At 73.6% G+C, this 12,360-nt stretch carries 11 protein-coding genes, 1 pseudogene and 1 riboswitch; of the genes and pseudogenes, 8 read left to right on the top strand and 4 right to left on the bottom strand.

All coding sequences use genetic code 11. The features are described from left to right. Positions 1-43: 43 nt before the first annotated feature. Positions 44-185, top strand: a riboswitch (cobalamin riboswitch). Between the two features lie 110 nt (positions 186-295). The 5 genes from ACIGAN_RS22610 to ACIGAN_RS22630 are packed head-to-tail and all read left to right on the top strand — an operon-like array spanning position 296 to position 5,738. Further along, positions 296-1,507 carry a prenyltransferase/squalene oxidase repeat-containing protein gene (locus ACIGAN_RS22610; protein ID WP_399859939.1) on the top strand — a complete coding sequence of 404 codons (1,212 nt, stop codon included), beginning with the start codon at positions 296-298 and terminating at the stop codon, positions 1,505-1,507. Further along, the gene (locus tag ACIGAN_RS22615) at positions 1,504-2,136 is read left to right on the top strand and encodes an SCO2322 family protein (protein WP_399859941.1); all 633 of its coding nucleotides are present in this window, start codon (positions 1,504-1,506) and stop codon (positions 2,134-2,136) included. The genes ACIGAN_RS22610 and ACIGAN_RS22615 overlap by 4 nt, the downstream gene beginning before the upstream one ends. Next, a complete protein-coding gene (locus ACIGAN_RS22620; protein ID WP_399859944.1) occupies positions 2,129-3,196 on the top strand; it encodes a CbiQ family ECF transporter T component in 1,068 nt (355 codons plus the stop codon). Before ACIGAN_RS22615 ends, ACIGAN_RS22620 begins: the two co-directional genes overlap by 8 nt. Beyond that, entirely contained in the window at positions 3,193-4,851 is a 1,659-nt protein-coding gene (locus tag ACIGAN_RS22625) for an ABC transporter ATP-binding protein (protein ID WP_399859947.1), read from the top strand. Before ACIGAN_RS22620 ends, ACIGAN_RS22625 begins: the two co-directional genes overlap by 4 nt. After that, positions 4,848-5,738: an ECF transporter S component gene (locus ACIGAN_RS22630; protein ID WP_399859949.1), complete on the top strand. Its 891-nt coding sequence runs from the start codon at positions 4,848-4,850 to the stop codon at positions 5,736-5,738. Before ACIGAN_RS22625 ends, ACIGAN_RS22630 begins: the two co-directional genes overlap by 4 nt. Here the strand turns inward: ACIGAN_RS22630 and ACIGAN_RS22635 are convergent. Continuing rightward, positions 5,698-5,883 carry a DUF397 domain-containing protein gene (locus ACIGAN_RS22635; protein ID WP_399859951.1) on the bottom strand — a complete coding sequence of 62 codons (186 nt, stop codon included), beginning with the start codon at positions 5,881-5,883 and terminating at the stop codon, positions 5,698-5,700. The genes ACIGAN_RS22630 and ACIGAN_RS22635 overlap by 41 nt on opposite strands. Next, positions 5,864-6,691, bottom strand: a complete 828-nt coding sequence (locus tag ACIGAN_RS22640; RefSeq protein WP_365087014.1) for a helix-turn-helix domain-containing protein — start codon at positions 6,689-6,691, stop codon at positions 5,864-5,866. Before ACIGAN_RS22640 ends, ACIGAN_RS22635 begins: the two co-directional genes overlap by 20 nt. Positions 6,692-6,812: 121 nt before the next feature. Here ACIGAN_RS22640 and ACIGAN_RS22645 point away from each other — a divergent pair. After that, a pseudogene (locus ACIGAN_RS22645) lies at positions 6,813-7,170 on the top strand (ATP-binding protein); the annotation flags it as partial. A 157-nt stretch (positions 7,171-7,327) separates the two neighbouring features. On the opposite strand, the gene ACIGAN_RS22650 reads toward ACIGAN_RS22645, so the two are convergent. Then, positions 7,328-9,373 (bottom strand): bifunctional glycosyltransferase 87/phosphatase PAP2 family protein, encoded by a 2,046-nt coding sequence (locus ACIGAN_RS22650; protein ID WP_399859953.1) that lies wholly within the window; start codon positions 9,371-9,373, stop codon positions 7,328-7,330. Between the two features lie 390 nt (positions 9,374-9,763). On the opposite strand from ACIGAN_RS22650, the gene proP reads away from it, so the two are divergent. Together proP and ACIGAN_RS22660 are read left to right on the top strand one after the other, a co-directional pair. Then, a complete protein-coding gene (proP, locus tag ACIGAN_RS22655) occupies positions 9,764-11,149 on the top strand; it encodes a glycine betaine/L-proline transporter ProP (protein ID WP_399859956.1) in 1,386 nt (461 codons plus the stop codon). 96 nt (positions 11,150-11,245) lie between these two features. Continuing rightward, entirely contained in the window at positions 11,246-11,914 is a 669-nt protein-coding gene (locus ACIGAN_RS22660; protein WP_365737661.1) for an O-methyltransferase, read from the top strand. A 10-nt stretch (positions 11,915-11,924) separates the two neighbouring features. Here the strand turns inward: ACIGAN_RS22660 and ACIGAN_RS22665 are convergent, their stop codons facing one another. Then, entirely contained in the window at positions 11,925-12,317 is a 393-nt protein-coding gene (locus ACIGAN_RS22665; protein WP_365087024.1) for a hypothetical protein, read from the bottom strand. Positions 12,318-12,360: the final 43 nt, after the last annotated feature.

Here is a 12,360-nt window from a genome sequence, read left to right on the forward strand (position 1 = left end):
CTGCCCGGCGGACCTGCTGCGGACGCCGCCATCGGGCGGTTCGCTACGGGCGGGTACAGTGAGCGGGTCGTCATCACACCGTACGGGGGGAAGCCGGTGCAATTCCGGCGCTGACCTTCGCAACCGTGAACCGCCACCCCACCAGGCGGTGAGCCGGATCGCCCCGTCACGGTTCGTGACCGGCTCACGTGCCCGGCAGCCCGCCGGCGCACGGCACCGTCGAGGTATACGGAGCCGAGCCGCCGGGGTGTCCCGTGCCGCCCGGCTCCCTCACAGGGAGAGGCACCCGCCGATCATGAACGTTCGCCGCAGCGCCGCGGTCCTGGCCGCCGTCGCCGTGATCGGCGCCGCCACCCCGGCCGCCGCCGACCCGTCCCCCTCGCCGTCCCGGGCGCTCCCCTCCGCCCTGTACGGCGACTCCGACCCGAAGTACGACGGCGTGTGGCGCCAGTCGCTCGCGCTGCTCGCGCAGGACACGGCCGGGGTGAAGCCGGCCGCGAAGTCCGTGCAGTGGCTGGTGCGCCAGCAGTGCGCGGACGGCGGCTTCGCCGCCTACCGCCCCGACCCCGCCGCCGCCTGCGACGACAGGACACCGCTCGACACCAACGCCACCTCCGCCGCCGTGCAGGCCCTGGCCGCGCTGGGCGGGCACGACGACGTCACCGGCAAGGCCGTCGGCTGGCTGAAGTCCGTGCAGAACAAGGACGGCGGCTGGGGCTACGCGCCCGGCGGCGCCAGCGACACCAACTCCACCTCGGTCGTCATCGGCGCGCTCGCGGCCGCGGGCGAGGAGCCGGGCCGGGTGGAGAAGGGCGGCCGGTCGCCCTACGACGCGCTGCTGAAGCTCGCGCTCCCCTGCGACGGGGACGGCGCCGGGGCGTTCGCGTTCCAGCCGGACAAGAAGGGCAAGCTGGTCGCCAACGCGGACGCCACGGCGGCCGGGGTGCTCGGCGCGCTGGGCCAGGGCATGGTGGTGAAGCCCGGCGAGAAGAAGTCCGGCGCGGGCTGCGCCGAGCCGCGCACGCCGGAGCGGGCGGCGGCGAACGGGGCCGCGTACCTCGCCTCCGCCCTCGGCGAGGACGACGACCACCTGATGTCGGCCCTGGCCGGAGCCGAGCCCCAGCCCGACTACGGCAACACCGCCGACGCGGTCGTCGCGCTCGCCGCGCGGGGCGACCGCGAGCAGGCGGTCGAGTCCGTGCGGTGGCTGGCGAAGCACTCCGCGACCTGGGCCGCGCAGAGCGGCCCGGCCGCCTACGCGCAGCTGATCTTCGCCGCCCACGCGACGGGCACGGACCCGCGCGACTTCGGCGGCGCCGACCTGGTGAAGCAGCTGAACGCGACGGGCCCGGCCCCGCAGTCCGCCGCGAAGTCCGGCGCGAAGGCCGCCGATGAGGACGAGGACTCCGGCTCCGTGTTCGGCGTGTGGTGGTACGTCGGCGTCTGCCTCGTGGCGGGCATCGGCATCGGGTTCCTGTTCACCGGCCGCCGGAAGCAGCAGCCGTGATCCGGCGGGCCGTTGTCCTCGTCCTGGCCGCGCTCCTGCTGGTCGTGGGCGCGGGTCAGGCGGCGCAGGCCACGGGCTACCGCTACTGGTCGTTCTGGGAGCGCGAGGGCGACCGCTGGGTCTACGCCACCCAGGGCCCGTCCACGGCCCGCCCCTCGGACGGTGCCGTCCAGGGCTTCCGCTTCGCGGTGAGCGAGGACTCCGCCGACGCGGCCCGGCCGCGCGGCCGAGCCGGTTTCGCGGAGATCTGCGCGAGGACACCCGCCCGGGACGGCACCAAACGCGTCGCCCTGGTCCTGGACTTCGGCACCCCCGCGGACGCCCCCGAGGGCGAGGAACCGCCCGCCGCGCGCACGGCCTGCGCCCGGGTCTCCCCCGAGGCGACGACCGCGCAGGCCCTGGCCGCGGTGGCCGGGCCGCTGCGCTACGACACCAACGCCCTGCTGTGCGCGATCGCCGGCTACCCGGAGCGGGGCTGCGGCGAGCCGGTCGCGCAGCGGAAGAAGGGCCCGGCGGCCGGGGAGCGGGAGCAGCCGGACGACGGCCCGTCCCTCGGCCTGGTGGCGGGCGTCGGCGTGGTGGTGCTCCTGGGCGGGGCGGCCCTCTGGCAGGCGCGCCGGCGTGGGTAGCTCGCTCCACCCCGGCGCCTGGTGGCTGTGGGCCCTGGCCCTCGGCACCGCGGCCACCCGCACCACCAACCCGCTGCTGCTCGCCCTGCTCGTCGCCGTCTCCGCGTACGTCGTGGCCACGCGCCGCCCGGACACCCCCTGGTCCCGCTCCTACGGCGCGTTCGTGAAACTCGGCCTGGCCGTGCTGCTGATCCGGCTGTGCTTCGCGGTGCTGCTCGGCTCCCCCATTCCGGGTACGCACACCCTGTTCACCCTGCCCGAGGTCGCGCTGCCCGTCTGGGCGCAGGGCATCCGCCTCGGCGGCGCGGTCACCGCGGAGGCCGTGGTCTTCGCCCTGTACGACGGCCTGAAACTGGCCACCCTGCTGATCTGCGTGGGCGCCGCGAACGCCCTGGCCAACCCCTCGCGTCTGCTGAAGTCCCTCCCGGGCGCGCTGTACGAGACGGGCGTCGCGGTGGTCGTGGCCCTCACCTTCGCCCCGAACCTCATCGCCGACGTCCAGCGCCTGCGCGCCGCCCGCCGGCTGCGCGGCCGCCCCGACAAGGGCGTCCGGGGCCTGCTGCAGGTGGGCCTGCCCGTCCTGGAGGGCGCCCTGGAACGCTCGGTCTCCCTCGCCGCGGCGATGGACGCCCGCGGTTACGGCCGTTCGGCCCGGGTGCCCGCAGCGGTACGCCGGACCACCGCCGCCCTCACCCTCGGCGGCCTGCTCGGCGTCTGCGCGGGAACGTACGGGCTGCTCACGGCCGAGGGCGGCACCTACGGTGTGCCCGTGCTCCTGGCCGGTGCCGTCGCCGCCCTCGCGGGACTCAGGCTGGGCGGCCGCCGCTCTCTGCGCACCCGCTACCGCCCGGACCGCTGGGACGTGCGCGCCTGGCTGGTCGTCGCCTCGGGCGTGGCGGTCGCGGTCCTGCTCACGCTCGCCTCCGTGCGCGATCCCGCCGCCCTGCACCCCGGCGTGGTCCCGCTCGTGGCGCCGGTTCTTCCCCTCTGGCCGGCGGCGGCCGTCCTGCTCGGCCTGCTGCCCGCGTTCGCCGCCCCCGATCCCAAGGAGCCGTCGTGATCCGCTTCGAGGACGTGTCCGTCACGTACGACGGGGCCGCCGCGCCGACCGTCCGGGGTATCGACTTCGAGGTCCCCGAGGGCGAACTCGTCCTGCTGGCGGGCCCGTCCGGGGTGGGCAAGTCGACCGTGCTGGGCGCGGTCAGCGGTCTCGTCCCGCACTTCACCGGCGGCACGCTGCGCGGCCGGGTCACGGTCGCCGGCCGCGACACCCGCACCCACAAGCCGCGTGACCTGGCCGACGTGGTGGGCACGGTCGGCCAGGACCCGCTCGCCCACTTCGTCACCGACACCGTCGAGGACGAACTGGCCTACGGCATGGAGTCGCTGGGTCTCGCGCCGGACGTGATGCGCCGCCGCGTGGAGGAGACCCTCGACCTGCTCGGCCTCGCCGGTCTGCGCGACCGGCCCATCGCCACGCTCTCCGGCGGCCAGCGGCAGCGGGTGGCGATCGGCTCGGTGCTCACCCCGCACCCGAGCGTCCTGGTCCTGGACGAGCCGACCTCCGCGCTCGACCCGGCGGCCGCCGAGGAGGTCCTGGCGGTCCTCCAGCGGCTGGTGCACGACCTGGGCACGACGGTCCTCATGGCCGAGCACCGCCTGGAGCGCGTCATCCAGTACGCCGACCGGGTCGTCCTGCTGCCGTCCCCGGGCGCCGCCCCCGTGCTGGGCGCCCCGGCCGAGGTGATGGCCGTCTCGCCGGTGTACCCGCCGGTGGTGGCCCTGGGCCGGCTGGCGGGCTGGACCCCGCTGCCGATGACGGTCCGCGACGCCAGGCGCAGGGCGGCAGACCTCAGACGCCGACTGGAGAACGACGCCCCTCAGGGGCGCGGGGAACTGCGCGAGAAGCCACAGCCCACCCGCACCCGCGAACGCTCGGCAGCTCCCACCCCGGTAGGCGCACTCCACGCCCTCTGCGTCACCCGCGCCCGCGTCCGGGCCCTCCGCGACGTCGACCTCACCATCACCCCCGGCGAGACGATCGCCCTCATGGGCCGCAACGGCGCCGGAAAGTCCACCCTGCTCAACTCACTGGTCGGCCTGGTCACCCCCAGCTCGGGAACCGTCCGCCTCGGCGAAGCCGTCCCGCACCGCACCTCCCCCAAGGACCTCGTCCGCAAGGTCGGCCTGGTCCCGCAGGAGCCCCGTGACCTGCTCTACGCCGACACCGTCGCCGCCGAGTGCGCCGCGGCCGACAAGGACGCGGGCGCCTCCCCCGGCACCTGCCGGGCCCTGGTCACGGACCTGCTGCCGGGCGTGGCCGACGACACGCACCCCAGGGACCTGTCGGAGGGGCAGCGGCTCGCGCTGGCCCTGGCCGTCGTGCTGACGGCCCGGCCGCCGCTGCTCCTGCTGGACGAGCCGACCCGCGGTCTGGACTACGCGGCGAAGGCCCGGCTGGTCGCGGTGCTGCGCGGCCTGGCCGCCGAGGGCCACGCCATCGTGCTGGCGACGCACGACGTGGAACTGGCGGCGGAGCTGGCCGACCGGGTCGTGCTGCTCGCCGAGGGCGAGGTGATCGCGGACGGCCCGACGGCGGAGGTCGTGGTCTCCTCCCCGTCCTTCGCCCCGCAGGTCACCAAGATCCTGGCCCCGCAGCAGTGGCTCACGGTCTCCCAGGTCCGCGCGGCCCTCGGCCCCGAGGACGCCGCGTGAGCGGGCAGCGGCAGGCGCGGGCCGTCCGTCTCGGCCCCCGTTCCGTCGCCGCGCTGGTCCTGGTCGGTGCCGTCGGGGTGGCCGGCTTCGGCTGGCCCTTCCTCGCGCCGCCGGACTCGCGGATCAGCGCGCACGCGCAGGACGCGCCCTGGCTCTTCGCGGGTCTGCTGGTGCTGCTGGTGGCGGTCGTGGCCGCGACGATCTCGGAGTCGGGGCTGGGCCCGAAGGCGGTGGCGATGCTCGGCGTGCTGGCCGCGGCGGGGGCGGCCCTGCGGCCGATCGGCGCCGGGACCGCCGGCATCGAGCCGATGTTCTTCCTGATGGTGCTGAGCGGCCGGGTCCTCGGCCCCGGGTTCGGATTCGTCCTCGGCGCGGTGACGATGTTCGCGTCGGCACTGCTCACGGGCGGGGTCGGGCCCTGGCTGCCGTTCCAGATGCTGGCGATGGGCTGGTTCGCGATGGCGGCGGGCCTGCTGCCCGGCCCGGACCGGCTGCGGGGCCGGGCCGAGCTCGCGCTGCTCGCGGTGTACGGCTTCCTCGCGGCGTTCGTCTACGGCACGGTGATGAACCTGGCGGGCTGGCCCTTCATGGGCACCCTCGCCTCGAACGTCGCCTTCGACCCGGACGCGCCGGTCGCCACGAACCTGGCCCGGTTCCTCGCGTACTGCCTGGCCACGTCGCTCGGCTGGGACCTGGGCCGGGCGGTCGTCACGGTGGTGCTGACGCTCACCCTGGGCCCGGCGGTGCTGCGGGCGCTGCGCCGGGCCACCCGGCGGGCGGCCTTCGAGACGCCCGTCACGTTCGACGCGCCCTCGGTCCAACCGGGGAGTGACGCGTCACCTTCGATCAATCGGCGGTCGCAGCCGCCCAGTCGACGAAGGTGGTGAACACGGCGGGGTCGAGGCTGAGGATCGGACCCGCCGGGTTTTTCGAGTCGCGTATGGAGACAGCGGTTTCCGGGTTCTCGGCAACTTCGAGGCACTGGCCGCCCTGGTCGCTGCTGTACGTCGACTTACGCCACTGCATCTCCATAGCGTTCCTCCATCGCGCGCCGGATGAGCTCCGCCGAGTCCTTGAGGGAGAGGGCGGCAGCTCGGAGATGATCGTAACGGAGCGAACAGTCCTTCACGGTGTCCGGATTGGCCGTCGTGAGCCCGCTGCCGTAGGTCTCCGTGTAGACGATGGTGGGGTCGCTCGCGAAGTGGTAGACGTCAAATGAGCCTGTCAGCCCCGCATGCGCCCCCACCGACAGGGGCAGCACCTGAATGTTGATCCGAGGATTGCCCTGGAACGACAACAGGTGGGCGAGTTGCTCCCGCATGACGTCCGGACCGCCGATCTCCAGGTGCAGGGCGGCTTCACTCAGGACCGCCCAGAAGACCGGCGGCTCAGCCCTCTCGAAGACCCGCTGGCGAGCGAGCCGCACCGCCGTGCGGTCGTCGAGGTCGCTGCGGTCCAACGCGCCCAGCACGGCCCGTGCGTACCCGGGGGTCTGGAGCAGTCCGAGGACCATGTGCGTCTGGAAGGAGCACACTTGCGTGGCCCGCATCTCCAGCTCCGCCACCTGCTGGAACCAGGCCGGGAGCCGACTGCGCAGCACCAGCTCCACGAGCCGGGAGAACAGGCCGTCCGTGCCCAGCGCCGCGTCCGCCCGTTCGCTGAACTCCGGTGTCGGCACCTTGCGGGCCGTCTCGATCTGCCCGACGAGCGAGCCGGTGTAGTTGAGGATCCCCCCGAGTTGCTTCAGCGTCAGCCCGGCCGCCTCCCGGTGACGGCGCAGTTCGTAGCCGTAGTAGTCCAGCGGTGAGGCCCCTGGATCGAGGGCGTTGATGTTGGTCACGCAGAGCCCCTCTCACGCAACACCGTCCACTACAGGACGGGTTGTATCCGTTCCGTAGCCGAGGGTAGTCACCGCACGTCAGCCTCGTACCGTGAACGAATACATTCCCGCCCAGTACACGATGCGCCTCACCGTCGGCTCGCACGCCCCCCGGCACATCCGCCGTATCGCCCGCTCGCTCCTGGCCGGATGGGGCATGCCCGAGCTGTCCGACGCCGTGGAGCTGGGCGTGACCGAGCTGCTCGCCAACGTCGTACGGCACGTCCCGGACCGGCGCTGCACCCTGCTGTTGCTGCGGCAGCGCACCGGCGTACGGGTGGAGGTCACGGACGGCAGTGCCGAACTGCCGCGCATCCCGGCGTCCTTGGACGACCAGTCCGAGGGCGGCCGGGGCCTGCTCCTGCTCGACGCCGTGGCCGACAAGTGGGGCGTGTCGCTGGTCGGGCGGCGGAAAGACCGTCTGGTTCGAGTGCGGGGCCGACGGCAGCGCGTCTTCCGCGGCACGTACAAGACGACCTGAGCCCGAACACGGCATGCACGAGGAGGTAGTACAGGCCGTGCACGGCGTCCATCTCACCGAGCAGGCCCCACAGTTCACCGAGTGAACGGTGGCCGGGCGACGCCGCCCCGGGAGGGTCAACTCCTCATCTTCGTAGGGGGATTTCGGTCCGGTTCCCGGTCGTCTTCGGGTGCCGCGGCGGTGCCGGCCCGCGGCCCCTGCAACACGTACGTCAGGCCGAACCCCAGCCCGACCGCCACCGCTCCCCCCACCGCGTCCAGCACCCAGTGGTTGCCCGTCACGACGATCGCGACCGCCGTGAGCAGCGGATGGACCGCGCCGAGGGCCTTCGCCCACCGCCCGCGGGCCAGCACCGCGATCACCACCCCGCACCACAGCGACCAGCCGAAGTGCAGGGACGGCATGGCCGCGTACTGGTTGGTGAGGGCCGTGAGCGTGCCGTAGTCCGGCTGGGAGAAGTCCTGGACGCCGTGGACCGTGTCGATGAAGCCGAGCGTCGGCATCAGGCGGGGCGGCGCCAGGGGGTAGAGCCAGAAGCCGGCCAGGGCGAGCAGGGTGGTGATGCCCAGGGCGGAGCGGGCCCAGCGGTAGTCGGCGGGGCGGCGCCAGTACAGCACCGCGAGGACGGCCAGCGGCACGGCGAAGTGGAAGGACGTGTAGTAGTAGTCGAAGAACTCGCGTAGCCGGTCGATCCCGGCGACCGTGTGGTTGGCCCAGTGCTCGATGTCGATGCGCAGGGCCCGTTCCAGTGCGTGGATCTGCGCGCCGTGCTCCTCGGCCTCCGCCCGCCCGGCCGAGTTGCTGCCCCCGGTGGCCGCGAGGCGGACCTGGGAGTAGGCGGCGTAGGTGACCCGGATGAGGAGCAGTTCGAGCAGGAGGTTCGGCCGGGTGAGGACCCGCCGCAGGAGCGGGGGCGGCACGTACCGGAAGCGGGACGGGGCGGCGGGCGCGTACCGCGCCGGCAGGGGGGACCGGTAGTACGGCGAGGTGCGGGACAGGAACGGCACGGCGGTGGCGGCGGCGAGGGCGGCCAGCAGGACGACGTTGTCACGCAGCGGCGCGAGGATCGTCATGTTCGGCAGGAGCATCTTCGCCGGGAGGGTCATGACCATCACGACCGTCGCCGGCCACACGTACCGGTCCGAGGCGCGCCGCCCCGCCCGGCCGACCACCGCGAGCAGCACCCACAGCAACTGGTGCTGCCAGGCGGTGGGCGAGACGACGAGCGCGGCGCAGCCGGTGACCGCGACGGCGAGCAGCAGCTGGCCGTCGCGGAAGTAGCGCACGGCCCGGCGCAGGGCCAGGACGGCGACGGCCGCGCCGAGCACGAGGAAGAGCGCGATCTCCGGCGGGCCGTTCAGGCCGAGCCGCAGCAGGGCGCCGTGCAGGGACTGGTTGGCGAGGTCGTCGGCCGGCCCGCCGAGGCCGGCGCCCGCCATGTGGTGGACCCAGTAGCGGTGGGAGTCGTGCGGCATCGCCGCCCAGGCGATGCCGGTGCCCGCGGCGACGGTGGCACCGGCGGCGACGGCGGCACGCCTGCGGCCGGTGCACCACAGCAGGGGGGTGAAGAGCAGCAGGGTGGGCTGGAGCGCCGCCGCGACGCCGATGAGCAGGCCGCTGAGCCGCTGGCCGTGGGCGACGAAGCAGCCCAGCAGGACGAGCAGGACCGGCATGATGCTGGTCTGGCCGAGCCACAGGGTGTTGCGCACCGGCAGGGACAGCATGAGCAGGCTGACGGCGACGGGGGCGGCCAGCAGCGCCGTGCGGCGGCCGACGGGCTGGGGCAGGGCGCGGGCGGCGATCAGGCCGAGGGCCACGACGAGCAGCAGCGTGCCGAAGGTCCAGCCCCAGCCGAGGGTCTGTTCGGCCGCGCGGGTCAGGGGCTTGAGGACGAGGCCGCCGAAGGGCGTGCCGGTGAAGCGGGTCGAGTCGTACAGCGAGCCGGTCACGTGCAGGACGCCGTCCGGTCCGAGCCAGGTTTCCAGGTCGGTGAGCCGCTCTCCGCGCGGGGTGGCGAGGACGACGGCCACCTGCCGGGCCGCGAGGACGGCGGCGATCAGCCACAGGGCCAGCCGGGCGGCTCTCAGGCGCGGGTGGACTCCTCCGGCGGCTGTCGCTCCGAAGACTCCCGCCGGTCGTCCGCCGTGATCCGCGTTCCTCACGCCTCGTCGGCCTCCCGCCCCGGTTCATCCCGCATGTCCGAGATGCGGGAATTCCTCCGCGAACCCTAAGGGGCGCACGGCGCCCCCGGGGGGAAGACGCGGGACACCCCGGGTTCACCTGACGCATGTCGCCTTTTTCCGGACGTCGATAATCCGGGCGGCCCGCACCCGCCTCCCCCGGACGCGAGAAGGATCACATCAGGGCCGCGCGGGAACCGCGCCCGGCCGGGCAGACGTACCAGCGCAAGCACGTTTTACGTGCAGTCGGCAACGATCGGCGTACCGCCCGTGACCGGCGAAAATCCGCCTATCGTCGCTTTTCGGCCCGTACGACAGCGCCGCCGCGCGGGACCGTGCCCCTGTCCCCGTCGAAAGGAAGGCGAGCGAGTTTTGTCGACTGCCCCGGTCGTCGCCCCCGCATCCGCCCTCACGTCCCGTACCGCCGAGGGTCCCGACGCCACCGTCACCGACCCCGCGCTCGTCAAGCGCGCCGTGAAGGCGGCCGCGCTGGGCAACGCGATGGAATGGTTCGACTTCGGTGTCTACAGCTACATCGCGGTCACCCTGGGCAAGGTCTTCTTCCCCTCGGGCAACCCCACGGCCCAGCTGCTCTCCACGTTCGGCGCCTTCGCCGCGGCCTTCCTGGTCCGCCCCCTCGGCGGCATGGTCTTCGGCCCGCTCGGCGACCGCGTGGGCCGCCAGAAGGTCCTCGCCCTCACCATGATCATGATGGCGGCGGGCACCTTCGCGATCGGCCTGATCCCGTCGTACGCGACCATCGGGGTCGGCGCGCCCGTCCTGCTCCTCGCCGCCCGTCTCGTGCAGGGCTTCTCCACCGGCGGCGAGTACGCCGGTGCCTCGACCTTCATCGCCGAGTACGCCCCCGACAAGCGGCGCGGCTTCCTGGGCAGCTGGCTGGAGTTCGGCACGCTCGCCGGTTACATCGGCGGCGCCGGCCTGGTCACCCTCATGACCGCCCTGCTCTCCGCCGACGACCTGACCTCCTGGGGCTGGCGCATCCCGTTCCTGATCGCGGGCCCGATGGGCCTCATCGGCCTCTACCTGCGCATGCGCCTGGAGGAGACCCCGGCGTTCGCCGCCGAGGTCTCCAAGGCGGAGAAGGACCGGCCGAAGGTGCCGCTGCGCGAGATGGTCACCGGCCAGTGGCGCGCGCTGCTGCTCTGCGTCGGCCTGGTGCTGGTCTTCAACGTCACCGACTACATGCTGCTGTCGTACATGCCGAGCTACCTGACCAGCGAACTCCACTACGACGAGACGCACGGTCTGCTCGTCGTCCTCGGCGTGATGGTGCTGATGATGGTCGTCCAGCCGTTCGCCGGCGCCCTCACCGACCGCGTCGGCCGCCGCCCGGTGATCGCCGCCGGCTGCGCCGGCTTCCTGCTGCTGTCCGTCCCCGCCCTGCTGCTGATCCGCGAGGGCAGCCTGCTCGCCGTCGCGCTCGGCATGGGCGCCCTGGGCCTGCTGCTGGTCTGCTTCACCGCCGCGATGCCCTCGGCGCTGCCGGCCCTGTTCCCGACGAAGGTCCGCTACGGCTCGCTGTCCATCGGCTTCAACGTCTCCGTGTCCCTGTTCGGCGGCACGACCCCGCTGGTGGTCACGGCCCTGATCGGCGCGACCGGGGACATGATGATGCCCGCGTACTACATGATGGCCGCGGCCGTGATCGGCGGTTTCGCGGTGTGGCGCATGGCGGAGTCGGCGGGCCGCCCGCTGCCCGGCTCGGCGCCCTCGGTGGCCGGTCGACACGCCGGGTGAGAAGCCCCTGACAGGCGACTGCCGCACCGACTATCGTCTTCCGCGCCAGTAGTTAGACATGCTAACCATGCGCGGACGTACGGAAGGCAGGGCGGTATGAGCGAGTCGCACGTCTGGGACGAGGTCGACGCCTACTTCACCGACCGGCTCGCCCCGGACGACGAGGCCCTGGCGGCCGCCCTGCGCGACAGCGACGCCGCCGGGCTTCCGCACATCAACGTGGCGGGCAACCAGGGCAAGCTCCTGCAGCTCCTGGCCCAGATCCAGGGCGCCCGGCACATCCTGGAGATCGGCACGCTCGGCGGGTACAGCACCATCTGGCTGGCCCGCGCCCTGCCCGCCGACGGGCGGCTGGTCTCCCTGGAGTACGACCCCCGGCACGCCGAGGTCGCCGTCCGCAACATCGCCCGCGCCGGGCTGGAGAAACTGGTCGAGGTGCGGGTCGGCCCGGCCCTGGAGTCGCTGCCGCAGCTGGCCGACGAGAACCCGCCGCCGTTCGACCTGGTCTTCATCGACGCCGACAAGGTCAACAACCCGCACTACGTGGAGTGGGCCCTCAAGCTCACCAGCACGGGCAGCCTGATCGTCCTGGACAACGTGGTGCGGGGCGGCCGGGTCGTCGACGCGGGCAGCGGCGCCGCGGACGTGACGGGCACCCGCGCCGCGATCGACCTGATCGCCGAGCATCCGCGGCTGAGCGGCACCGCGATCCAGACGGTCGGCATGAAGGGCTACGACGGCTTCGCGCTGGCCCGGGTGGTGTGAGGCCCGGCCGTCACGCCTCGTGGTAGAAGCCCACGTTGACGCTGCGCGGGGCGGTGCGGTCCTGCACGACCAGCTCGCCGCTGCCGCCCCGGGGCAGCGGGACGGTACCGCCGTAGACGAGGGGCTGGGTGTACTCCCCGATCGTCAGGCGGACTTCGGAGGACGGGTCGGGCTGGGAACCGCGCAGCCAGGTCACCTGCCAGGTGCCGTCCGGGCCGCACAGGAATTCCAGGTGGACGCGGGAGACGAACAGCCAGTCGTCCGGGGTGACCAGCCGGCACACCGACGTGTCGCGGCCCACCCGCAGCACGGCACCCGGCTCGCTGGGCGCGTCGGCCATGAGCATGCCGGCCGTGGCACCCTCCTCCGCCGCGGACACGGCGGCCATGGTGAGTTCGAGCACGTGCGCTCCTTCTGGGACGTCCCGGTGGGTCTGCAAGCCCGCG

Origin of the sequence: Streptomyces sp. NPDC085931 (assembly GCF_044540565.1) — a bacterium.
In the GTDB taxonomy this organism is placed as follows: Bacteria; Actinomycetota; Actinomycetes; order Streptomycetales; family Streptomycetaceae; genus Streptomyces.

What these genes read in the sequence shown, in the direction of transcription:
- ACIGAN_RS22660 (WP_365737661.1), top strand. Translation starts at nt 11,246, where the DNA reads ATGAGCGAGTCGCACGTCTGGGACGAGGTCGACGCCTACTTCACCGAC.
- ACIGAN_RS22610 (WP_399859939.1), top strand. Translation starts at nt 296, where the DNA reads ATGAACGTTCGCCGCAGCGCCGCGGTCCTGGCCGCCGTCGCCGTGATC.
- ACIGAN_RS22635 (WP_399859951.1), bottom strand. Translation starts at nt 5,883, where the DNA reads ATGGAGATGCAGTGGCGTAAGTCGACGTACAGCAGCGACCAGGGCGGC.